Raw genomic sequence first — 23,738 nt, 5'->3', positions numbered from 1 at the left:
TTATTTGATTTTTTGAATGCAATTATTTGTCAGCTTCTTCGTCTTTTTTCTCATCGGCAGCAGGAGCTTCTTTAGCTTCTTCCTTTACAGGCTCAGCTTTCGGAGCTTCTTCTTTTGCTGGCTCAGCTTTTTTAGCTTCCTCTTTTACAGGTTCAGCTTCTTTTTCTTTAGCTGCAGCTTTACGGCTTCCGCGCTTTTGTTTGGCGGGCTTATCGTCGCCACCTTCTTTCTCACGCTCAGCTTTGCGCTCTGAAAGACCTTCTTTGATGGCTTCGGCCATAACATCGATGATGAGATCGATAGACTGAGAAGCGTCGTCGTTTGCCGGGATCACAAAGTCGATTCCTTCCGGATTCGAGTTGGTATCAACCATGGCGAAAACAGGAATACCCAAACGCTGAGCTTCACGAACGGCGATTTTCTCTTTCATTACGTCAACTACAAACAGGGCAGCAGGCAAACGGGTCAGGTCGGCAATAGAACCGAGCACTTTATCCAGCTTGGCACGCTGACGGGTAATCTGCAGTTTTTCACGTTTTGAGAGGTTGTCCCAACTCGTGTCCTTCATCATTTTATCGATGGAGGTCATTTTCTTAACGGCCTTACGGATGGTTGGGAAGTTGGTGAGTGTACCACCTGACCAACGCTCAGTAATGTAAGGCATATTGGTTTCCTTGATGCGCTCGGAAACGATTGTTTTAGCCTGTTTTTTCGTAGCAACGAAAAGAACTTTACGTCCTGATTTGGCAATAGATTTCAACGCAGCAGCTGCTTCGTCGATTTTGACAATAGTTTTCTGAAGGTCGATAATGTGGATTCCGTTCTTCTCCATGAAGATGTACGGAGCCATGTTCGGGTTCCACTTACGTTTCAAGTGTCCAAAGTGAACACCGGCATCGAGCAATTGCTTGAATTCTGTTCTAGGCATAAAATTGTTTTTGTTTACGTTCTGTTCAGGCAACTATCCGGTAGTCGGGCTCACCGAGTCCGGACAGTTTAGATGCTAAACAAAATCTGTTAATGATTCGGCAAATAAGATTAACGTTTAGAGAACTGGAAGCGTTTACGTGCTTTCGGACGACCTGGCTTCTTACGTTCCACTTCGCGTGGGTCACGAGTCAGGAATCCGGCAGCTTTCAGCTTCGGACGATTCTCTTCGTCGATTTTGATCATTGCACGTGAAATAGCAAGACGAAGCGCTTCAGCTTGTCCTTTTACGCCGCCACCGTCAAGGCTCACCTTAACGTCGAACTGACCAGCTACTTCCAACAGGTTAAGCGGTTGCTTAACGATGTATTGCAGTGTATCAACCGGGAAATATTCGGTGATGTCCCGTTTGTTGATAGTGATATTACCTTTACCCTCGGTGATATAAACACGGGCAACAGCGGCTTTTCTCCTACCGATTGCGTTTGTGATTTCCATGTTTCTTATTTAATGTTATCAATGTTAATTACTTTCGGGCTCTGAGCTTGCTTGTCGTGCTCACTACCCACAAATACATACAAGTTTGTAAAGAGCTTGCGTCCCAAACGGTTTTTCGGGAGCATACCTTTTACAGCTTTCTCAACCAGTCTTTCCGGATGTTTCGCCAGAATTTCACTGGCAGTCTGCGAACGCTGACCACCCGGATATCCGGTGTGGCGGATATACTCTTTGGCATTCCACTTGTTTCCGGTTAGACGGATTTTCTCTGCATTGATAACAATAACATTGTCACCGCAATCTACGTGAGGGGTGAAGTTCGGTTTGTTCTTACCCCTGAGGATTTTGGCAACTTTGCTTGCAAACCGACCAAGGGTCTGATCGGCGGCATCAACCACAATCCATTCTTTGTTTACCGTTGCACTATTTGCCGAAACGGTTTTGTAACTCAACGTATCCACTTGCTTCTTTAATTTAATGAATGAAACAACATATTAACGAACATGCATTTTCCCGGATTCCGAACAGCGGGTCGCCGGTTCTCCGGCACTGTTGCTAAGGCAGTTTTGCTGTCTTCATCCATGCATGTTTGCAAGTATGGATGATAATCGGGACTGCAAAAGTATTTGTTATTTTTCAATTTTACAACTGGGGTAGGAAAAAATAACTGCTACAAAATCAATACAAAAGATCTTGACAGACGGTGTTGAAGTGAAGGAAAACATTTCGGATTTAAAATTTTCGCAAAAATAACTGTTTAAGCACGTAAATTTCGTTGTAATCGGAACTTAAGGTGCTTTTCTTCGGGGAATAACGCCAAAATTAACAACCAGGTACAATCCGGCCGCATTCATCGATTTTTTTTCGATGGTATCATAATACAGATCGAACATGAATCCCAGGTGTGTTTGCGGGGTAATCAATTTGTCGAAATGATATTTCAGGTTGACCAGTTCGCGGTTCTCAACCGAGGTGCCGGGATAACGGCTCGAAACGTTCTGGTACAATATTCCGCCGAAAGGCGCATAAAAATGATGAGCCCGCCAATAAGCCGCTGTGATATCTCCCAGGCGTGTATTGACGTAACCGGAAAGTAACACGGCACTTCCTTTCGAAAAAGGAGAGAGGGTATCGTCTTTCGGGCCGGTGGTTATAAATAAGTTGTCGTTGGTTCCGATATCTGTCAGGAAATGACCGCCTGTATTGTGGTTGTACATGATCCCAGGCGAAACGCTGATGTATGTCCGGACACGTGATGGGCCTGCATTAATCTGGCCACCGGCATGAGTACCGAAAAAACTCAGCGGTACAGAAACCTGGTTGGTATTGTTCTCCAGCAAAGTCCATTTATTCATCACCCCGAACGAGAACTTTTCCTGAAACGGGTCGCCCGGAAGAATCATCTGTCGCCAGTTGATCCACATATCGGTGTACCATTTTACCGTTTCGTACTTCATCTGGATACCGCCCTGTGGTTTGTCGGTGTAAAACCGCTGCGGATCGTAAACTGGTTCGGGCAGCATGTGGTTCTCATCCTGGTCAAGGTTACCCATAATAACAGTGATGGCTGAAGTTGGATGATAACGGACCGTAAACCACGGGCTGATATTTTCGTAATCGGTGCGGCCGGTATATTTTAATATATGTACGCCCAGCTCAAGACGGAGTTGTTTGGTTGGGTAGTACACTGCCTTGGGACGGAACCAGGCTCCCAGAATCGTTGCTCCGGTAGCGATCTTTCCTTTGTATTCGTTATTCTTGAAGAAATTGGTATTGTCGAGTGCGAAATAAATGTTGCCGGTTGTGTCGGGCAAATAAGGCTCGGTGTACTGGAAGAAATGATAGTCGTTCTGCGCGGAAGCAGATTTCATGTTCAGGAATGAGATCAGGACAAAAACAATCCCGGCCGAAGTAATGAAACGGGAAATACGAATTGAAAATAATTGTTTCATGAAATGCATTTCATTTAAGAGCTTCTCGCGAAAGTTGACAATAATAAATCCGGCTGAAAATACATTTATTTTTCCTGCTCTGAAAGTTTTTAGCGGTAGCGGGAAATAAAAAAATCCGGAGCTGGAATAAAAACTCCATGGCTCCGGATGAATACGTTCTAATATTTTAAGCTTATTTCTTTTTCAGGAGTAGTCTATCATACAGGAACAACAAAACTGCGGCACCAACACCGATTCCGGTCACCACCACCCAGATGTTCGACGGGTGATATTTATCCCAAAGGAAATTGGTGAACTGGTCGAGGTTCATATGCAGTTTGTCTGCAGCTGTTTTCAAATAATCGTTTTGAGAAAATGCTTTGGATATCTCGGGCATATGAATACCCCGGGATGCCATCTCGTTTTTTGCCAGTTGAATTTTGTCAGACATGCTCTGGTAAACATTACCAGAGATGATTCCTGCAAAATAGTTTCCCGCAGCAACTGGCAGAAACGAGCACCCCATGTACAGGGCTGTCTTATCTGCCGGAGCAATGCGGCCAATATATTCCGTGATTTTGGGCGAGCTCGACATCTCTCCAAGAGAAAAGATGAGAATGGCAATAAGCGTGTAGATACCGTTTTGTGTCGCCATCGAAAAGCCTACCCCGATGGAAGCAATCAACATCCCGGTAATCATGGCATTCAGGGGGCGGAATTTCATTGCGATCGACGAGACAATAATTTGGAATAGGATGATAAAGCCGGCATCAGCATTGATCAGAATGTTGGGGGGAATGGTACCGTTGCTCGTTCCTATTTGTTCGGCAAGCCATGGCCACCAGCTGTGGAACATATCATATACTATGCTGGTATTTGCCCACTGCTCAATAAATACCGGAAGAGAGAAGAACAACTGATTGTACATGGTCCAGAAGCCGCTCACAATAATCAGGAAGACAACAAAGCGAACATCACTCAGCGCAACCCCAATATTTTTGAACACCTCTATGATATTTTTACCCAGCGACGATTCCTTTTGTTTTTGTTTCTCGGTGGGTTCGCGGTAAAAGAAGGTAAGCAGAATGAAGTTTGCTGCAATTACTGCGGCAGATGAGAAGTAAACATATTTCCAGGCAATTTGCTGGTAGTGGTTTGTCACAAAAGGACCGATGAAGGCACCAATATTCACCATCATATAGAAAAGGCCAAAGCCAATGGAAGAAGTTGTTTCGTCGGTAGTTTTGGCAACAGTTGCCGATACAATGGGCTTAAAAAGAGCGGCTCCTAATGCGAGGTAGAGGAAAATAAAGAAGACGGAAAAGTAGGTATGAAAAAAAGGCATCGCAATGAATGCCGTCGTATAAACCGTATATGCAATATATAGAGTCCGCTTGTATCCAATGCGGTCAGAAATCGTTCCGGTAATGATGGGCAGGAAATATAAAATTGCCGTACCGATTCCCATGATATTCCCTTTTTGAATCTGGGTGAATCCCATTCCACCCTCATCCGTAGAACCAGTAAGATATAAAGCAAAGAGACTGAAAAATCCGTACCAGGCCCATCGTTCGAATAGCTCCATCGTATTCGCAACCCAAAATGTGCGTGGAAATTTTTTAAAAACCTGAAGTGCCTTCATTTGTTTTGTGTTTTTTGAGAGAACAATGGAGCCAAAAATATAAAAATATGCTGGATAAGTAAGAAAACAGGCTTTGTTGTAAAATGCTTATCTTGCGCAACTTTTAAAAAGTAGATTCGCTATGGAGACTAGAAGAAAGCCCGATTGGCTGAAGATAAAGGTGCCGATTGGGACGAATTACCGTCACGTAAAAAGTGTCGTTCGTGATCACCATCTACATACCATTTGTACCAGCGGACAGTGCCCGAATATGGGGGAATGCTGGGGAGCCGGAACCGCAACCTTCATGATTCTGGGGGAAATTTGTACGCGTTCCTGTAAATTTTGTGCGACCAAAACCGGTCGTCCAAAACCGCTGGACCCGAATGAGCCGGCCAATGTAGCCCGTTCGGTGCAGTTGATGAATCTGAAACACGCCGTGATTACTTCGGTTGACCGTGATGACCTGCCCGATGGAGGTGCCGCTCACTGGGTGGAAACCATCAATAAAATCAAAGAGGTAAATCCGGATACGACCATGGAGGTGTTGATTCCCGATTTTGATGGAAAGCCTGAACTGGTGAAGCAGATCATCGATGCCAGGCCTGATATTATTTCGCATAACCTGGAAACCATCGAGCGCTTGACGCCGCAGGTGCGTAGCAAAGCACAGTACGATATCAGCCTGAAAGTGCTCAAGACGATTTCTGATTCGGGAACCGTTTCCAAATCAGGACTGATGCTCGGATTGGGCGAAACCCTCGACGAGATATACAAGACAATGGATGACCTGGTGGCTAATGGTTGCGAAATCCTAACGATGGGACAGTACCTGCAGCCGACGAAGATTCACCTTCCGGTAGAGGAATACGTTCACCCCGATAAATTCCGTGCGTTAAAAGAAGAAGGTTTGCGCCGCGGCTTCCGGATTGTGGAGAGCGGACCACTCGTTCGTTCATCCTACCATGCCGAACGTCACATCAGGCCCCGGGTGAATTAATTAGTTCTGCGGAACACAAAATACGAAAGAAAGTATATAGTCCCTAAGTCCCCTTGAGGGGATTTAGGGGTGATTTTTATTGGTCTGAAAAGGAGTACGACAGAAATGAACCATAAAGTTCAGTATCTCGATTTCGGTGTAGCCGAATACAAATATACCTGGGATCGTCAGGAGGAATTGATGGGGGCAACCATCCAGATGAAACTGGATAATAAAAATGCAGAACCCTCATCCCGGAAGGAAACGCCCAATTACCTGATTTTTGTCGAGCATCCGCATGTGTATACGCTGGGGAAAAGTGGCGATGAACACAATCTCCTGCTCAATTATATCCAGCTACAGGCGGAGGACGCTACTTTCTTCCGCACCAACCGTGGAGGTGATATCACGTATCATGGCCCCGGACAGATTGTAGGATATCCTATCATCGACCTGGAGAATTTCGATATCGGTTTGCGCCAGTATATATATAACCTCGAAGAAACCATCATCAAAACCATTGCCGAGTTTGGCCTTGAAGGTTCGCGCGACGAAAGTGCTACCGGTGTCTGGCTCGACGTGGGTAAACCAACCGCACGGAAAATCTGTGCCATTGGAGTGAAAAGCTCACGCCATGTTACCATGCACGGTTTTGCTTTCAATGTGAACACGAATCTGAACTACTTTCAGCACATCAATCCGTGCGGATTTGTAGACAAAGGAGTGACTTCATTGCAAAAAGAACTGGGCAAAGAGCAGGATTTCGAAGCCATCAAAGCACTGACCCGACAGAAATTCGCCGAGGTGTTTGGTGCAGAGTTGGTATAAGGTTTACTGATGATTCAGTAACGGCTCGATATACTCACCCAGTTTTTCCGGCTTAAAATAAGGAGCAAAACGTTTCACTGGTTTTCCGTTTCGGTCGACCAGGAATTTCGTGAAGTTCCATTTGATTCGCTTTCCCGGGAAACCGGGTTTTTCTTTTTTCAGGTATTGGTATAAAGGATGGGCACTCTTCCCGTTCACGTCAATTTTCGAAAACATTGGGAAAGTAACGCCGTAATTTACCCGGCACGTTTGTTCGATGCTCTCTTTGCCGCCGGGCTCCTGGTTGGCAAACTGGTTGCAAGGGAAACCCAAAATCACCAATCCGTCATCTTTATACTGCTCGTATAATTTCTCGAGTCCTTCGTATTGAGGCGTGAATCCGCACTTGCTGGCAGTATTGACTATCAACACCACTTTTCCGCGAAAAGCGTCCAGTGTTACTTTTTCTCCTTCCAGTGTTTCGGCTTCGAAACCGTAAATATCTTTCATTGCGTTCTGTTTTGCTGTGAATTCAAAAACGCAGTCGGTACCTCAAAGTTCAATGGACTCTCTTTATGGTAAATAACTTATTCAGAAATAAAACAGATAAATTTTTATCGGTAGTAGACAATGTTTTGATAGGTAGCTGGATGTGAGGATTGTCCGGATTGTTGGTTGATAACCTAAAATTATCGTGATCGGATATCGAATTGATTCCAAAACGAAAAATGAGCATCTTTGAATCCTCCAAACCGAAACATACGCATAATGGCAATTGAAGTGGTCGAAGTCAGGTCAACTGATGAATTGAAAGAATTTGTTGAACTACCTTTTGAGCTTTACCGTAATAATCCTTACTGGGTTCCCCCCGTCAAAAGTGAGGAGCGGAATGCCCTGTTGCCAGAAAAAAATCCAGCGATGCGTGGCTGCGACACTCTTTTGTGGATTGCACGCAAGGATGGTAAATGCGTAGGTCGGTTGGCCGGAATCATTCATCACAGGCATAATGAGAAAACCGGCGAGCGGATGGCTCGTTTTTCCCGGGCCGAGTTCATCGACGACGTAGAGGTGGTTGATGCGCTTTTCGCGAAAGCCGAACAATGGGCAAAAGAGCACGAAGCCAACGGCATTCATGGTCCGTTGGGCTTTTCCAATCTCGATCACCAGGGCATGCTCGTCGAAGGTTTCGATTACCTGCCATCCGTTGTTTCCGAATATCATTTGCCCTACTACCAGGAACACATGGAGCGGCTGGGCTATGCCAAGGAGATGGACTGGATTGAATTCCGGTTGTCGTTGGCAGGATTCTCGCTTCCCGAGAAGGCGGTTCGCATTAACGACATGGTGAAGCGCCGCTACGGCCTCAAGGTCGTTAACTTCAAAACCCGGAAAGAACTTCACGAATATGGTCAGCGGGTGTTCCAAATTTTGAACTCTGCTTTCAAAGATCTTTTTAGTGTCGTCGAATTCAACGAGGAGACCAGCCGTTATTACCTGAACAAGTACATTCCGTTGCTCAAACCCAAATTTGTGAAAATGATTGAGGACGGCGAGGGGAACATTGCCGGTTTCATTATTGCGCTGCCGTCGCTTTCCAAAGCACTGCAAAAAGCCAATGGCAAGTTGTTTCCTTTCGGGATTTTCCATATTCGGAAAGCATTGAAAAATCCTGATGAGTGCGATCTGTTGCTCACCGGTGTGCATCCCGACTGGCAGGGAAAAGGAATGGTTTCGCTGCTCTTCTCCGAACTGTTGCAGGAGCTTATCGGTAGCGGTGTCAAAAATCTCGAAACCACCGGCATGCTCGAAACCAACAACAAAGCCATCCAAAACTGGAAAAACTTCGATCACATCCAGCACAAGCGGAAACGCTGTTACCGTAAAGAAATTTAATTCTGGGCGGCTTCACGGTCTGCGGCCTGTAGCGTACTTGCAGGCCCGGGTTCTCACCAGTCGTTCCGGGGGCTCATTTCAATCGCCCCGGCACTCCCGTTCGTCCAACCGGCCCTGCTTCGTCCGGCTGTCGGCCTCCGCCCGGCCGCAAAGCAATGAACCATGAGTATATGAACAGTGAGAAATGCACGGGATTATAGATTGTGCTTCGTGGTTTCTGTTGTTAAAAGAGTTTTAAGAAATTGAAATGACACCAGGGGAGGATGGAAGACGTAGCTGGTTGAGCCGGTGCTGTAGGGCCACAATACATCGTGGCCGCGCAGTATAAGGAGGCAGGTTTCAACATTTCATGTTCCGGGTTGTGCTTCGCTGTTGTTCCTATCGTTAAAAACGTTTCTGTTGTTGTCAGGCTGAAGGCCTGAAAGTCCGCAGCCCTGGGTAAGGAATCACGATGTAGTCGTGATGACACCGCCCCGGGTTAGGATACACGCGAGAGCGGGAGGCGCACCTTCCGGCCATTATAATAAGAAACAACGTTGTTGCGCCGCACATAGAAACTACAACTAAAATATCTTCTGTCCGCTCCATCGCCCTTGCGGTCGAAACAACCTCTCATTTTCAAACACAATCATGACACGACCGCTTACAGCACTCTATTGCCTCATTCCCCAAGGCGTTGCCATTGGGCTGAAATAATTTGGCCTTTCAGGCCGACCGGAGCCCGCCAGGCTGAAGGCCTGACGCCCTGGGTTGCTGTCTCGTTCTTCAACGCTCCGTCCTTCGCGACCAAATCCCTCCCCGGTTTGGGGAGGTTGGGAGGGGCGCTTTCATTGTCCTGAGCTTTTCCAAAGTCTCAAACATTGGAAAAGCTTACGCCTTCTCTGTTTTCTTCTTCTTCGCCCTTTTCTTTACCTGTAAATTGATTTCGGCGATCATCTTCGCCACGGTGCGTGTTAAGTCACCGTAAGTAGCATCGTCTACCTGTTGCATGGCCCTGAGGTAATCTACCAGTTGCTTATTAACCAGGCTCACTACTTGCTGTTTAATTTGGGTGGCGCTCACCAGCTTACGCTCTTTTCCCCTAATTGTCTGCCATTTCAGACGACTGTTCTCAAACTCCTCCTGGGCCGATTCCAGGAGTATCAGTCGCTCTCTGCACCCCGATATTAGCTTAATCGGCTGTTGCATGTCCGGTTCCGAGAGGTCCATCAGAAAAGAGCGGATAAGCGTTGTTTGCGTGGCGTAGCTTTTCCTCATCAGGGCCAGTCCGTACTTTTCGAACACATGATACACTTTTTCCCCGGCAGCATGAACCACAGGAGCGGGATGATGAATGGCCCCGAGCAGCTGGTACGAAAGGCTTCGCCACTGATTGTTGCGAGCAGTATTCTTTTCTTTCAGTGCCGATTTCGCCCTATCCCGCTTGATGGCTGTTGTCAGATCTTTCGTTTGTTTTTCCAGCGACACCATGATATTCTCCAGGTAAGTGTCACCATTAATCGTGGTACGGCGATAAACAATAAGGATTCGGTTCGATGCGCTTCCTGCTTCGGTGGCGCGACAGTTGGTCATGAGCTTGGTCAGCATGGTTACGAGGCTTTTTCTTCCCTTGGGAAACCTTTTTCCTGCCGGGAAGGATTACTCCCAGTAAGTTACGACGAATAAACAGATAATGAAATAGTGAAATCAAATGATTTTAATATGTCATTAGTTAGTTGAATAATTAAACACAAGGATTATAACTATTCATTATATAATGAAATATTTAATTCTTATGAGATTACTTATTCATTGTTTAATTAAATGGCGGATAAGTAAAGTTTCATATAATCATTAAATCTTCATGTCACGATTTTCCGTCAGGGCAGGCTGTAAACTCAGGAAATCTGCGCACGGAAACGATTTTTCGGCACTTACCCGGCGAAGAACAACCATATCTCTCATTGCGGCTGTCCATCACGAAACGATTGTGCTGCCCGGAGCCGGTGGGCATTCGGGTTTGGTATTCTTATTTATGTTAGTCGAAGGATTTTTCGTACTTTCATGTGCTGCCTGCCGAATAACGGCGCAGAACATCGTTTTCCATCATCATTATAATCTCATAAAAAAGCAGATGACATTCACCGAGTTAAAAAAACAACCTTCCGAAAGGGAGATGAAGAACTATACGCAGTTCACAGAATTGATTGACGAATTGAAGAAGCGAACACTTCCGGACGAAATGGTGGAACTAATTAACCAGGAAATTGAGCGACTAAATTCCGTTTCCGGGAAGGATTTTGCCCGCCAACTGGTAAAGTCGAAAGCCTATGTGGTAAAAGAGCTGGAGAATCAACTGAAGATTGTCCCGCAAAACTATTACCGAAACCTTTGGATGGCAAGCGGAATGGCAGCATTTGGACTTCCCATCGGTGTTGTCATAGGCCTGGCGCTGGGGAGCATTGCCTACCTGGGGGTGGGTTTGCCCATTGGCCTGGCTATCGGAGCCGGTGTGGGAACCCAAATGGATAAAAAGGCCAAAGAAGAAGGCCGCCAACTGGATGTGGTGATTGGATAAAATTGGTTTCAGGTTTCAAAGTTTCAAGTTTCACGTTGTGCTTCGCTGTTGTTCCTATCGTCAAAAACGTTTCTGTTGTTGGTCAGGCTGAAGGCCTGAAAGCCCACAGCCCGGGGTAAGGAATCACGATGTAGTCGTGATGACGCCACCCCGGGTTAGGATATCCGCGAGAGCGGGAGGCGCACCTTCCGGCCATTATAATAGAAACAGCGTTGTTGCGCCGCACATGCGGACGGTGCCCGGGTCCGGGTGTATTGCTCCTGTAATTTCGCCCAAAACTTTTCCGCCGTTTCAATCTACGCCACCCGGGCTTTGGAATTACGGTCCTCCAGGCCTGCTATGAAAGCTCCCCGGAACTTTTAATTCAACATTTATAATTCATCATTCAATTTTTTTTAAAGCCCCGAAGCGTCATTCCACTTTTCATCATCATTCAAAATTGCTGTCTCCCCATTGCCTTGTCTCCCCGTCTCCTTTTCGCCCACTCACCATGTTTCTCCTCCTGTGATTGCTGTCTGTGATCTTTTTTTGAAATAAGTTAGTCCAGCTACTCAGTCACTTGCGATTTTATGTCAAAAAAGAAGGAAAAAAGGTTTGGAGAGAAAGGAAAAAATACGCTTTCTTTGCATCCGCTTTCCGGGAGGGGAGCAGCGTTCAGTGGGAGGTTGAAAAGGGAAACAGAGAAGTCGGATTCGTTCGGTTTTTACCCGAAGAAATCACCCCGCAAATTTTTTTGAAGAAGTATTTGGAAAGTCGGGATAAAAGGTTTTATCTTTGCCGCCACGTTTTAAAAAACGGGCGTTGATTTCCGGGTGCTGAAGCCAAATAAAAAAGGCAAAAAAAGATTTGGAATTAACGCGAAAAGATTTCTATCTTTGCAACGCTTTTTTCGGCCCGTCCGACGGCAACTGAGGGTTGGGCAGAAGGGGCAGGAGTCAAGAAGAAGAATAAGTTCATTGAAAATATTGAAAAGGAAAGAAGATAAGCACCAGAAGTTCAATTTTCTTTTAGAGGAAAAACTGATCGTGCCAGGCAAATAGACATTTAAACTTTTTGATTACAACGAAGAGTTTGATCCTGGCTCAGGATGAACGCTAGCGGGAGGCTTAACACATGCAAGTCGAACGGTAAGGCCCCTTCGGGGGTACACGAGTGGCGCACGGGTGAGTAACGCGTATGCAACCTGCCCTGTACAGGGGGATAGCCCGGAGAAATCCGGATTAATACCCCATAGTTTCCGTGAATCGCATGGTTTACGGATTAAAGTTTCGGCGGTACAGGATGGGCATGCGTGGCATTAGCTGGTTGGTGAGGTAACGGCTCACCAAGGCGACGATGCCTAGGGGTTCTGAGAGGATGATCCCCCACACTGGGACTGAGACACGGCCCAGACTCCTACGGGAGGCAGCAGTGAGGAATATTGGTCAATGGGCGAGAGCCTGAACCAGCCATCCCGCGTGCAGGATGACGGCCCTACGGGTTGTAAACTGCTTTTCTGCAAGAAGAATGGTCATTACGAGTAGTGATTTGACGGTATTGCAGGAATAAGCATCGGCTAACTCCGTGCCAGCAGCCGCGGTAATACGGAGGATGCAAGCGTTATCCGGATTCATTGGGTTTAAAGGGTGCGTAGGCGGCTATATAAGTCAGTGGTGAAATGCTGCAGCTCAACTGTAGAACTGCCATTGAAACTGTATAGCTTGAGTGCGCCTGAGGTAGGCGGAATGAGTAGTGTAGCGGTGAAATGCTTAGATATTACTCAGAACACCGATTGCGAAGGCAGCTTACTAAAGCGTAACTGACGCTGATGCACGAAAGCGTGGGGAGCGAACAGGATTAGATACCCTGGTAGTCCACGCCGTAAACGATGATAACTCGCTGTTGGCGATACACAGTCAGCGGCTAAGCGAAAGCATTAAGTTATCCACCTGGGGAGTACGATCGCAAGGTTGAAACTCAAAGGAATTGACGGGGGCCCGCACAAGCGGAGGAACATGTGGTTTAATTCGATGATACGCGAGGAACCTTACCTGGGCTTAAATGTAGAATGACCGTTGCCGAAAGGTGACTTCCCTTCGGGGCGTTTTACAAGGTGCTGCATGGTTGTCGTCAGCTCGTGCCGTGAGGTGTCGGGTTAAGTCCCATAACGAGCGCAACCCTTATCGTCAGTTGCTAGCAGGTAATGCTGAGGACTCTGGCGAGACTGCCACCGTAAGGTGAGAGGAAGGTGGGGATGACGTCAAATCAGCACGGCCCTTATGTCCAGGGCTACACACGTGTTACAATGGTCGGTACAAAGGGCAGCTACCTGGCAACAGGATGCTAATCCCAAAAGCCGGTCTCAGTTCGGATTGGAGTCTGCAACCCGACTCCATGAAGCTGGATTCGCTAGTAATCGCGCATCAGCCATGGCGCGGTGAATACGTTCCCGGGCCTTGTACACACCGCCCGTCAAACCATGGAAGTTGGGGGTACCTGAAGTCTGCAACCGCAAGGAGCGGCCTAGGGTAAAACCAATGACTGGGGTTAAGTCGTAACAAGGTAGCCGTACCGGAAGGTGTGGCTGGAACACCTCCTTTCTGGAGCCGACACGATAGGTTTCTGAGAGGAAATTAGAGCAGAGGATGCTTACTTCTTCCTTTTTAAAAGATACTGTAAAACACAAGAGCAATTGAAAATTGAGAATTGAAGTTGAGAATTCAATGCAAAGCGGTTCTCACTATTCAATGCACGGGTCTGAGAGAAGCAGATGCAGAGCAGGAAACGGACATTATCAATTATCCATTTTCAATTCTCAATTCTGCAGACAGTCCCGTAGCTCAGCTGGTTAGAGCGCTACACTGATAATGTAGAGGTCCCCAGTTCAAGTCTGGGCGGGACTACTAAAGCAATGAATAATGAACAATTAGTAATGAGTCAGATTGTTTATTAGGCAAAGCGGAAGTAACCGCAAATTGGTAATTAGTAATTATTCATTACACATTATTGATTACCCATTGCACAGACGGGGGATTAGCTCAGTTGGCTAGAGCGCTTGATTTGCATTCAAGAGGTCATCGGTTCGACTCCGATATTCTCCACGAGGGTGTAAACACCAGGAAAAGTTCATAAAGAAACGTATTGGAACACGAAGGATTAGGCTGGCGCCTGAAAGAGGAAAGGGTTCGATTCCCTGTAATCCACATATCCTGAAAGGGATGAAGTTCATTGACATGCTGGAAGAAAAACAACAGAGTTACAAGAGAAACGCCGAAGGATAAAACCTTCGAACAAGGCGAGAGAAAGTACGAAAGGGCGTACGGGGGATGCCTTGGCTCTCAGAGGCGACGAAGGACGTGATAAGCTGCGAAAAGTCGCGGGGAGGTGCAAATAACCGTTAATCCGCGAATATCCGAATGGGGCAACCCACCATGCATAAGCATGGTATCCTGTTATGCAGGAAGCTAACCCGGAGAACTGAAACATCTAAGTACCCGGAGGAAAAGAAAACAAAAGTGATTCCCCCAGTAGTGGCGATCGAACGGGGAATAGCCCAAACCGGAAGTGTTTCGGCACTTTCGGGGTTGTAGGACTGCGATATACAAAGTAAGACGAAACGGAAGTGTTCTGGAAAGTCACACCAAAGGAGGTGAAAGTCCTGTACGTGTAAGGCTTGCGGAGTTAGCAGTATCCTGAGTAGGGCGGGACACGCGAAATCCTGTCTGAATCTGCCAGGACCATCTGGTAAGGCTAAATACTACTGAGAGACCGATAGTGAACCAGTACCGTGAGGGAAAGGTGAAAAGCACCCCGAACAGGGGAGTGAAAAAGTACCTGAAACCGTACGCCTACAAGCGGTCGGAGCCCTTTAGGGGGTGACGGCGTGCCTTTTGCATAATGAGCCTACGAGTTACTCCTCACTGGCAAGGTTAAGTGGTTCAGCCACGGAGCCGAAGCGAAAGCGAGTCTGAACAGGGCGGTATAGTCAGTGGGGGTAGACGCGAAACCATGTGATCTACCCATGACCAGGTTGAAGTCCCGGTAACACGGGATGGAGGACCGAACCAGGGGACGTTGAAAAGTCCTTGGATGAGTTGTGGGTAGGGGTGAAAGGCCAATCAAACTTGGAAATAGCTCGTACTCCCCGAAATGCATTTAGGTGCAGCCTTGGTTATGAGTCTTGCAGAGGTAGAGCTACTGATTGGATGCGAGGGCTTCACCGCCTATCAACTCCAGACAAACTCCGAATGCTGCAAGATGCTCACCAGGAGTGAGGGCGCGGGTGCTAAGGTCCGTGTCCGAGAGGGAAAGAACCCGGACCATCAGCTAAGGTCCCCAAGTGTATGTTAAGTTGAACAAACGAGGTCTGATTGCTTAGACAGCTAGGATGTTGGCTTGGAAGCAGCCATTCATTTAAAGAGTGCGTAACAGCTCACTAGTCGAGCGGTCGGGCGTGGATAATAATCGGGCATTAAACATACCACCGAAGCTATGGATTGTAAATTTATTTACAGTGGTAGGGGAGCATTCCGGTCGGCGCTGAAGGTGTACTGCGAGGTATGCTGGAGCGTCCGGAAAAGCAAATGTAGGCATAAGTAACGATAAGGCAGGTGAGAAACCTGCCCGCCGATAGACTAAGGTTTCCTGATCAACGCTAATCGGATCAGGGTTAGTCGGGACCTAAGGCGAAGCCGAACGGCGAAGTCGATGGCGAATCGGTTAATATTCCGATACTTCTCTAGACTGCGATGGGGTGACGAAGTGATGAAAGACCCGCGTACTGACGGAATAGTACGTTGAAGGGCGTAGCCGTTGAACTGCGTAGGCAAATCCGCGCGGTGAGGTGAACCCCGACAGTACCGAGAGCCTTCGGGCAATCGGATAGTGGTCCTAAGGGCTTCCGAGAAAAACCTCTAAGCTACAGGTGTAGAGAACCCGTACCGTAAACCGACACAGGTAGTCAAGGAGAGAATCCTGAGGCGCTCGAGTGATTCGTGGCTAAGGAACTAGGCAAAATGGCCCCGTAACTTCGGGAGAAGGGGCGCTGGCGCGAGCCAGCCGCAGTGAAAAGACCCAGGCGACTGTTTATCAAAAACACAGGGCTATGCTAAATCGCAAGATGATGTATATGGCCTGACACCTGCCCGGTGCCGGAAGGTTAAGAGGGGATGTTATACTTTCGGGTAGAAGCATTGAATCGAAGCCCCGGTAAACGGCGGCCGTAACTATAACGGTCCTAAGGTAGCGAAATTCCTTGTCGGGTAAGTTCCGACCTGCACGAATGGTGCAACGATCTGGGTACTGTCTCGGCCACGAGCTCGGTGAAATTGTAGTAGCGGTGAAGATGCCGCTTACCCGCAACGGGACGGAAAGACCCCGTGAACCTTTACTGCAACTTCACATTGGTTCTGGGTAAGTGATGTGTAGGATAGGACGGAGACATTGAAGCGGGTTCGCCAGGATTCGTGGAGTCATCCTTGAAATACGTCCCTTTGCTTGCCTGGGGCCTAATCCCAGAAATGGGAGACAGTGTGTGGTGGGTAGTTTGACTGGGGTGGTCGCCTCCAAAAGAGTAACGGAGGCTTCTAAAGGTGCGCTCATGGCGATTGGTAACCGCCAGCAGAGCATAATGGTATAAGCGCGCTTGACTGTGAGACCTACAAGTCGATCAGGTAGGAAACTAGAGCATAGTGATCCGGTGGTTCCGTATGGAAGGGCCATCGCTCAAAGGATAAAAGGTACTCCGGGGATAACAGGCTGATCGCTCCCAAGAGCTCATATCGACGGAGCGGTTTGGCACCTCGATGTCGGCTCGTCACATCCTGGGGCTGGAGAAGGTCCCAAGGGTTGGGCTGTTCGCCCATTAAAGTGGCACGCGAGCTGGGTTCAGAACGTCGTGAGACAGTTCGGTCCCTATCTGTTGTGGGCGTAGGAGACTTGAGAGAGCCTGACGTTAGTACGAGAGGACCGCGTTGGACATACCTCTGGTTTACCAGTTGTTCCGCCAGGAGCACCGCTGGGTAGCCATGTGTGGAAGAGATAAGCGCTGAAAGCATCTAAGCGCGAAGCTCGCCTCAAGATGAGGTCTCCTTAGAGGGTCGTTGGAGACTACGACGTAGATAGGTCGCAGGTGTAAAGACGGTGACGTCAAAGCCGAGCGATACTAATTGCCCGAAACTTTCCTTGCCGGTTTTATAAATTGGTGTTTTTGTTGTAATGAAATTGTTTTCTTCCAGGGTTCATGTCAGTCAAAAGAAGCAAGATGTCAGAAAAGAGACATCAGACAGAGACTTCTGTATGACTATAAGATATTGTATAGCTGAAAAGCAAAGCTGAAAACTTTAGGTGGCTACAGCGACGGGGTTCCACCTCTTCCCATTCCGAACAGAGAAGTTAAGCCCGTCAGCGCCGATGGTACTGCAGAGATGTGGGAGAGTAGGTCGCCGCTTATTTTATTTAAAGCCCGGTTCCTTTATTGGAGTCGGGCTTTTTTATATCCGAAAGACAATAGACTTCAGATATTAGACAACAGATAAGAGACAAAAGACACCGGTCTTGATATCTAAGATATTGTACGCTCTGAAGGGATTGATTAGTGAGTTCCGGTCCGACCGGGAATAGGTTGGAGCGATTGTGTGTGTGAAGGTAGCCGGATGGCTGCCTTTTTTTGTTGCAGGCAACCAGGTTACAGGGAACAGACTTCAGATGTTTCTCCTATATCTATCCTATATCGGTTGTATATCGACTTCCGCAAGGTAAAATGAAGTGTATTTTGGGGCTTCTTCTGCGAAAGCAAAATAGAAAGGACCGAAGGCTGGGATGTTCGTTTTGGGGATGGTTTTTCACACTTTACAATGGAATAATCAGCAGGGGCAGGAGGAAGGATTCATTAATAAAGTCACTGGTAAAACTAAGGTAGAACGAGGAGCTTTTGCAAAAATCGAGAGATATTGTGTGGGACGATTAATTTACAAAATTCCTTAAGGCCCGGATATGTCAGCCGAGCCTTAGGGAATACCGAAGAGCAAGTTCTGAGGTTATTTGTGGCATTATAGCACGAATTGGTCTATATTACGTGTCCAAGCAACGGATCGGTCATGCTTGTCTTACCGTTTTCTACATGGCCGGCAAAGCGTTGTTCAAACTCCGGGTAACCTTCCACCTTTAGACTGTAATCATACCAACCGGAACTGGAGGACAAATTCAAAAGTAGTTCCTTTGACTTGTCTTTGAGCCTGAATGTTTCATTTGCTCTTTTGTACGAATTATCCACAAGTTGAATGTCTAATTTTTTGCTTCCCGGTTCTTGAATCGCGATTTGTAATTGGCCGGAATGACCTAAGTGGCTGACCTGGACATGTATTTCGGGAGAATGGCTGAACTTTCCTTTGAATTCCCGGTAAAACCCGTTGGGACCATGTCCTTTGAAATAGTAATCATCTGAACGTTGCGGGATGGAATACCCCAGCTCTTTACCTTCGGTGACGGCAAAATTGTAACAAGCCTGTCCCTGGTTGTTTTTCAGTGCGAGCAAATCGTAAAGTTGAAAGGGAGCTGTAATTGTTTTGGTTTTGGCTAATCCGGGTTGGCAACCAAATGTAAATGCTAAGGCTTTTTCATCCGGTTGAATTTTGGTATCCAACGATAAATTGTAGGGAATGGCACAGGCTGGTTTAGTGCCGGATTCTTGCTTGGGGTAATATTGCCCGAGCCTGTTGTTGGATTGGAGAGCACGAATGGTTTGGTCATCCAATGCTTTGAAGTCACCCGGTAGTTTTTTGTCTTTGGCCGAATAAATCCGTTCGATATATTTGTTACGGTCAACCAATAAATCCTGCGATGCCGGTGAGTCATCAGCTTTTCGGAACACCGATGTTAAATCGCCGCAAACAGCTCTTCGCCAGGTGCCAATATTTTCTTCTATGACTTTTTTACCGGTTTTCTTTTCGATAAAATGTTCCAAAAATTGCAGCGAAGAGGTATGGTCGAAAACTTCGCTGTTGACAAAACCACCTTTTGACCAGGGCGAAGCAATCACCATTGGTACCCGGAAACCCAGCCCCAGGTTGTCTTTCCCGTCTACGAATTCCTCGTCTGTCGGGATTTGAGTTGTTGCTCCGTCGTTGGCGCTCCCCTGACGCGGCGCAGCAAATGGTGGCATATGGTCAAAATAGCCGTCGTTTTCATCATAGGTCAATACGAAGATGGTTTTCTTCCACACCTCAGGGTTTTTGGTTAGAATGTCCAGGGCTTCGGATACATACCAGGCGCCAAACCAAGGCGAGCCCGGATGGTCAGAAAAAGCACAGGGGGCCACCAACCAGGAAACCATTGGCAGCGTACCTTCGTTTACATCTTTTCGGAATTGGTGAAGAACATCGCCTTTGGGAACCCCCACTTTCTGGCCATCGAATTCAAGTGATTCCAACTCACGGTAGTGAGGGGCGTTCATATTCGTGATAAACGCTTTGCGGTGAATGGCCTTTTCTTGCTCGCTCAGTTTTTCGAAATTCGCTTCGCTGTATGTTTCCAGATCATTCTTTAGTTGCTCAATGGTCGCCCGGTTTTTTCCCAACTCATCACCTTTCAGTTTCCCTGATTGCTCCAACTGCGTCAGCCGCTCCAGTTCCGACTGCATAAATTTCCGGTGGAGAGGATGAAAACGAACGTGGTATTGCTTGGTGAACTCCAGATCATTATCGGTGAAATTGGCCAACCAGTAGTCTTCATCGTCTGAAAATCCGGATGGAATACTCAACTCGTTTTGGTAAACGCCCCATGAAATGCCAGCTTCTTCCAGTCGTTCCGGGTAGGTTTTCCAACTCACATCTTTAAAATCGATTTGTCCGTTATTCACATGAGCCGTCGCGTCCGGGTTGTGTGGTTCCTCGCGAACGGTACCTGCCCAGAAATAACAGCGATTGGGGCTTGTTCCCGTCAAGGTCGAACAGAAACTCTGGTCGCAAACCGTGAAAGCATCTGCCAATGCATAATAAAAAGGGATATCTTCCCGGTCGTAGTGCCCCATGGTTAATGGTAATTTTTGATAATCGGGATTTCCCGATTTTTTTGCATCCAGCCATTTGTTCATTTTGCCATGATTGCGGGCTTCCACCATATCATTCCAACCGTGAGGCAACGAACCCATCCAGGTGGCTTTGGTGTTTTTAATATCTAAACGAAACGGCGCGAAGGTCTGTCCGTTGGAATTCCGCTGAAACCAAACAGGCGAGCCGGTGGGGAGATCAATTGCCCGGGGATCGTTGAATCCTCGAACACCTTTCAACCGGCCATAGCAATGGTCAAATGAACGGTTTTCCTGCATTAAAAATACGATGTGTTCCGCATCCAGATACGACGTTCCGGGGTCAGCGTTGATTGCCATCGCCCGAAGTATCGAGCCGGGCATTGTACTCGCTAGAGCCGTAGAGCCGGCCAACAGAGATGCTTTCTTCAAAAAGGACCTTCTTGTTTCCATGGTTTATTTAGAATAAATTAAAAATTGCTGAGGCTAAATGTAGGAAGGCTCAGGCTCTGCTGTTGTTAGTTTATTATTAAACAATGAAAAGCTTCAGTTAACAATCAGTTACAAACATGATTCGATTTTGTTGCTGTAGCCGTAGAGGACTATATTTTTATGTGCGGGCCATATCTTTCATTCAGAAAAGCGAAAAAAAAAGTGCGCCACCCGAAGGTAACGCACTTCATAACAGTTATGCATGGTGTTAGTTAGTGGTAGCTATTTATTGGGGCGACATATCGGCTCCAAGTTCCAGCCTTCTACACGAAAACCTGATTTGTCAAGATTTTGAGCAGGTGTGCTAACCGTTACGGTTCTTGACTCTCCGGGTTTCAGTGTGAAATAACTTGACGACCACATGCCGGGCAATACTTCCTCGCCTTTATTCATCAGCATCGGACGGACAAAGAACGCCAGTTTATCGGATGGATTGCTCAGTTCAACTGTCCATTTTGTATGCGAGCCTTTCGTGGTTTTGTCAATGACCTTCAACTCAACTTGTGCTTTATCCATCGCGTTCATCGAAGTAAAGTTGTCATCAGGCGAAAGCCAGTAGGAATTGTGTGAAATTACTTTCCCATTTGCATCTTTCAATCGTAAAACAACGAATGAAACACCTTCGGCTTTAGCCAATACTTTTGACAGAGAGTATACTTTTTTGACGGACTCAGCATCTATGCTTACCTTCTTCGATTCGTTGTGGATGAGTTTCGAATGAATATTATACACATCGGCTTCAGCCACCAGGTTCTTTTCCCGGCTGTATGAGCGGTTGACGACGGTCACAGAGGCATTATCCTGGTCGTACTGTACATGGACAGGCTCGACGGCATTTTGCATGAAATAATAGCCTGCATTGGGCATCAAATACCAATCGTATACCTGCCAGATGACACTCGGCAAGGCTGCATTCAGTTTCCAGAGCATTACACCGCCATTGTCATCGAGTTTGCTTCCGGCTGCTTCGAAAATCCCCTGGTAACCCATAGCATTCATCAGCTGCATTTTTTCCGAAAAGCCTTTCATCGATTTTGGCTCGCCGAAACGTTTCACCATGTCCTTGTAATAAAGGTCATATTTTCCGTTTCCGGAAGCTGCATCGTGGTACCCCCAGGTATTGTTCAACGGGAACGGAAGTGTTTTATCCCAAACCAGGTCAGGGATAATCTTCGGAAGAATATTGTACGGAGGTTGCGACGGAATACCGGTCTCGTCTTTGAAAACCCAGTCTTTGGCATTATTGGCCAGGTTGTAATATTGTTTCGGAGTCTGCCATGCATACGGACCGCCGCTGTAAACACCTGATTGTTTGTTATCGGGCCATGAAGCCTGCCAGTCAGCCGGCAATTTGGCAAAGCCGGAAGAACTCGGAATAAACGGCCGTGTTCCGTCAAGTTTTATAATACTGTCGCGCATGGCGTAGTAAAGCTCTTTACGCGCATGACCTTCGTTTCCGCCGGTCCACAGTAACAAGCTTGGATGGTTCCGGATGCGAAGAATCGTACTGGTCATGTTTTTAATGAAAACATTGCCTTGCAACGGCCAGTCAGGCGAACCTTTAAATTCACCCTGGGTATCTCCGGTTACCCAGAAGTCGGACCAAACCAGCAAACCATAGCGGTCGGCAGCGTTGAAAAACTGGTCGGGAGGCGTAATACCACCGCCCCAAATGCGCACCAGGTTGATATTTGCGTTCCGACAAAGCTGAAGTTCGTTGTCATAGCGCAAAGAGTCCCGGTTAACCATCATGTCAGGAACCCAGGCTCCACCGACCAGGTTGACGCGTCTTCCATTCACATAGAAATCACGACGCAGGAATTTGCCCTTCACTTCGGTGGCTTTCGAGCTCACTGTGCGAATTCCGAAAACAAAAGTGGTGTCATCAGAAACGGAATTCCCGGCAAGGTACTGCAAACGGATACGATAGAGATTGGGTGCACCGTGACCATTGGGCCACCACAAATGCGGATTGGTGATGTGCAGACTCGTTTCGTTTTCCGCATTGAGATACACTTTCGTGGAAGAATTACCACTTAGCGTAACATCTTTCGAGAATTCGATGGAAGAGCCACTGAAGTTTTCCGGTGTGATGGTAACATTCAATTTTCCGTTAGCACCGGAATTACCATGATTTGCGAGATTCAGTTTTAGGGAAATATCAGCGACCGTTGTATCGGGAAGAGCGGGTAATGTCGTCACCAAATGCGGACGACTGATGGTTACTGCTCCGGTAGTACGCAGATAAACTGGTTGCCAGATTCCCATGTTCCGATCGCGGGTCGGTGGCATCCAGTCCCAACCGACCGAGCAAAGCATGGTCACATTTTTACCAATATCGCCGGTTGGACCACCGTTGGCAAAGAACGGTCCCATGGCTTTTAGTTGCTCAGGAGCCGGTTCACCCGGGAAGTCGAGCGGATAAATCTTCACCGCCAGGTAGTTCTTATCACCGGCTTTAATTTCTTTGCTGACATCGAGGCTGTATTCGGCGAACATGCCTGCCATATCAGTCGAATCGGCAATTTGTTGGCCGTTAACCCAAACCGCAGCCCGGTAGTTGATGCCTTTAAAGATCAGCTGGAAATGGCGTCCGTTATCGCTGGCGGGCACCTTGAAGGAGGTACGATACCAATACGGCTTTTTCCAGGGATTAGGATCATTCGGAAGAAAGCTGTATTGCTCCAGGTTGTACTCCTTATTGAAACTGTCGGATGCATCCGGAATACGCATGTTGTTCATTCCCTGATACGGATCGGGATAAACATTGTTGGCCACCAATCCGGTAAGTACTGTCGACGGCACTTTCACCGGAAACCAGTACACATTGGCCTGATAAGATGGGGTTGATAAAGTTTCACCGGATGCGTCAATCACGGCTGACGACTGGAGTTGAAAATTGGTGATTTGTTTTTGCTTTACTGCACCGTTTTGTGCCTGGACAGCGGGTGCCGCAAAGAGAAACAAAATCAGAAACAGAAATTGTATTGCCTCTCTTTTCATGTTTGGTTTTAATTAATTTATTTAAT

The 23,738-nt window shown here is 47.2% G+C and carries 13 protein-coding genes, 2 tRNA genes and 3 rRNA genes; 9 read left to right on the top strand and 9 right to left on the bottom strand.

Annotation, left to right across the window (positions count from 1 at the left end; all coding sequences use genetic code 11):
* Nucleotides 1–22: 22 nt before the first annotated feature.
* The 5 genes from rpsB to GJU87_RS17570 all read right to left on the bottom strand — a co-directional run bounded on the left by rpsB (nucleotide 23) and on the right by GJU87_RS17570 (nucleotide 4,998).
* Nucleotides 23–928: a 30S ribosomal protein S2 gene (gene rpsB / locus GJU87_RS17590; protein WP_153640674.1), complete on the bottom strand. Its 906-nt coding sequence runs from the start codon at nucleotides 926–928 to the stop codon at nucleotides 23–25.
* A gap of 110 nt (nucleotides 929–1,038) precedes the next feature.
* Nucleotides 1,039–1,425, bottom strand: a complete 387-nt coding sequence (rpsI, locus tag GJU87_RS17585) for a 30S ribosomal protein S9 (RefSeq protein WP_106540836.1) — start codon at nucleotides 1,423–1,425, stop codon at nucleotides 1,039–1,041.
* A 5-nt stretch (nucleotides 1,426–1,430) separates the two neighbouring features.
* A complete protein-coding gene (rplM, locus tag GJU87_RS17580; RefSeq protein WP_153640673.1) occupies nucleotides 1,431–1,886 on the bottom strand; it encodes a 50S ribosomal protein L13 in 456 nt (151 codons plus the stop codon).
* Nucleotides 1,887–2,213: 327 nt separating this feature from the next.
* Entirely contained in the window at nucleotides 2,214–3,377 is a 1,164-nt protein-coding gene (locus GJU87_RS17575) for a hypothetical protein (protein WP_153640672.1), read from the bottom strand.
* Nucleotides 3,378–3,549: 172 nt separating this feature from the next.
* Nucleotides 3,550–4,998 carry an MFS transporter gene (locus GJU87_RS17570; protein WP_153640671.1) on the bottom strand — a complete coding sequence of 483 codons (1,449 nt, stop codon included), beginning with the start codon at nucleotides 4,996–4,998 and terminating at the stop codon, nucleotides 3,550–3,552.
* 121 nt (nucleotides 4,999–5,119) lie between these two features.
* Between GJU87_RS17570 and lipA the strand changes: the two genes are divergently transcribed.
* The gene (lipA, locus tag GJU87_RS17565) at nucleotides 5,120–5,977 is read left to right on the top strand and encodes a lipoyl synthase (RefSeq protein ID WP_153640670.1); all 858 of its coding nucleotides are present in this window, start codon (nucleotides 5,120–5,122) and stop codon (nucleotides 5,975–5,977) included.
* Between the two features lie 105 nt (nucleotides 5,978–6,082).
* Nucleotides 6,083–6,784 carry a lipoyl(octanoyl) transferase LipB gene (gene lipB / locus GJU87_RS17560; RefSeq protein WP_153640669.1) on the top strand — a complete coding sequence of 234 codons (702 nt, stop codon included), beginning with the start codon at nucleotides 6,083–6,085 and terminating at the stop codon, nucleotides 6,782–6,784.
* 3 nt (nucleotides 6,785–6,787) lie between these two features.
* Here lipB and GJU87_RS17555 read toward each other — a convergent pair whose 3' ends face one another.
* Complete coding sequence (locus GJU87_RS17555; RefSeq protein ID WP_153640668.1) at nucleotides 6,788–7,273, bottom strand: glutathione peroxidase; 486 nt, start codon at nucleotides 7,271–7,273, stop codon at nucleotides 6,788–6,790.
* Between the two features lie 258 nt (nucleotides 7,274–7,531).
* On the opposite strand from GJU87_RS17555, the gene GJU87_RS17550 reads away from it, so the two are divergent.
* Nucleotides 7,532–8,656, top strand: a complete 1,125-nt coding sequence (locus tag GJU87_RS17550) for a hypothetical protein (RefSeq protein ID WP_153640667.1) — start codon at nucleotides 7,532–7,534, stop codon at nucleotides 8,654–8,656.
* A gap of 870 nt (nucleotides 8,657–9,526) precedes the next feature.
* Here GJU87_RS17550 and GJU87_RS17545 read toward each other — a convergent pair.
* Nucleotides 9,527–10,243, bottom strand: a complete 717-nt coding sequence (locus tag GJU87_RS17545) for a DUF6261 family protein (protein WP_153640666.1) — start codon at nucleotides 10,241–10,243, stop codon at nucleotides 9,527–9,529.
* A gap of 256 nt (nucleotides 10,244–10,499) precedes the next feature.
* On the opposite strand from GJU87_RS17545, the gene GJU87_RS21500 reads away from it, so the two are divergent.
* The 6 genes from GJU87_RS21500 (at nucleotide 10,500) to rrf (ending at nucleotide 17,644) form a co-directional block, all read left to right on the top strand.
* Entirely contained in the window at nucleotides 10,500–11,213 is a 714-nt protein-coding gene (locus GJU87_RS21500) for a hypothetical protein (RefSeq protein WP_228492038.1), read from the top strand.
* A gap of 1,059 nt (nucleotides 11,214–12,272) precedes the next feature.
* A 16S ribosomal RNA gene (locus tag GJU87_RS17535) occupies nucleotides 12,273–13,792 on the top strand.
* Between the two features lie 229 nt (nucleotides 13,793–14,021).
* A tRNA-Ile gene (locus tag GJU87_RS17530) sits at nucleotides 14,022–14,095 on the top strand.
* A gap of 124 nt (nucleotides 14,096–14,219) precedes the next feature.
* Nucleotides 14,220–14,293 (top strand) — tRNA-Ala (locus GJU87_RS17525).
* 198 nt (nucleotides 14,294–14,491) lie between these two features.
* A 23S ribosomal RNA gene (locus GJU87_RS17520) occupies nucleotides 14,492–17,378 on the top strand.
* 155 nt (nucleotides 17,379–17,533) lie between these two features.
* Nucleotides 17,534–17,644, top strand: a 5S ribosomal RNA gene (rrf, locus tag GJU87_RS17515).
* The 16S, 23S and 5S rRNA genes sit together here with 2 tRNA genes alongside, the layout of an rRNA operon.
* 614 nt (nucleotides 17,645–18,258) lie before the next feature.
* Here the strand turns inward: rrf and GJU87_RS17510 are convergent.
* Nucleotides 18,259–20,670, bottom strand: coding sequence for a phosphocholine-specific phospholipase C (locus GJU87_RS17510; RefSeq protein ID WP_153640665.1), 2,412 nt, complete (start codon nucleotides 20,668–20,670; stop codon nucleotides 18,259–18,261).
* A gap of 261 nt (nucleotides 20,671–20,931) precedes the next feature.
* Entirely contained in the window at nucleotides 20,932–23,712 is a 2,781-nt protein-coding gene (locus GJU87_RS17505; protein WP_153640664.1) for a sugar-binding domain-containing protein, read from the bottom strand.
* Nucleotides 23,713–23,738: the final 26 nt, after the last annotated feature.

Source organism: Prolixibacter sp. NT017 (assembly GCF_009617875.1).
GTDB lineage: Bacteria > Bacteroidota > Bacteroidia > Bacteroidales > Prolixibacteraceae > Prolixibacter.
Note: the sequence above shows the minus strand (reverse complement) of the source record. Positions and strands in the feature narration are given on the sequence as shown.

Bases quoted from the DNA above. Each gene is read 5' to 3' on its own strand.
- rpsB (WP_153640674.1), bottom strand. From the start codon at position 928: ATGCCTAGAACAGAATTCAAGCAATTGCTCGATGCCGGTGTTCACTTT.
- rpsI (WP_106540836.1), bottom strand. From the start codon at position 1,425: ATGGAAATCACAAACGCAATCGGTAGGAGAAAAGCCGCTGTTGCCCGT.
- GJU87_RS17575 (WP_153640672.1), bottom strand. From the start codon at position 3,377: ATGAAACAATTATTTTCAATTCGTATTTCCCGTTTCATTACTTCGGCC.
- GJU87_RS17570 (WP_153640671.1), bottom strand. From the start codon at position 4,998: ATGAAGGCACTTCAGGTTTTTAAAAAATTTCCACGCACATTTTGGGTT.
- lipA (WP_153640670.1), top strand. From the start codon at position 5,120: ATGGAGACTAGAAGAAAGCCCGATTGGCTGAAGATAAAGGTGCCGATT.
- lipB (WP_153640669.1), top strand. From the start codon at position 6,083: ATGAACCATAAAGTTCAGTATCTCGATTTCGGTGTAGCCGAATACAAA.
- GJU87_RS17555 (WP_153640668.1), bottom strand. From the start codon at position 7,273: ATGAAAGATATTTACGGTTTCGAAGCCGAAACACTGGAAGGAGAAAAA.
- GJU87_RS17550 (WP_153640667.1), top strand. From the start codon at position 7,532: ATGGCAATTGAAGTGGTCGAAGTCAGGTCAACTGATGAATTGAAAGAA.
- GJU87_RS17545 (WP_153640666.1), bottom strand. From the start codon at position 10,243: ATGCTGACCAAGCTCATGACCAACTGTCGCGCCACCGAAGCAGGAAGC.
- GJU87_RS21500 (WP_228492038.1), top strand. From the start codon at position 10,500: ATGTCACGATTTTCCGTCAGGGCAGGCTGTAAACTCAGGAAATCTGCG.
- GJU87_RS17510 (WP_153640665.1), bottom strand. From the start codon at position 20,670: ATGGAAACAAGAAGGTCCTTTTTGAAGAAAGCATCTCTGTTGGCCGGC.
- GJU87_RS17505 (WP_153640664.1), bottom strand. From the start codon at position 23,712: ATGAAAAGAGAGGCAATACAATTTCTGTTTCTGATTTTGTTTCTCTTT.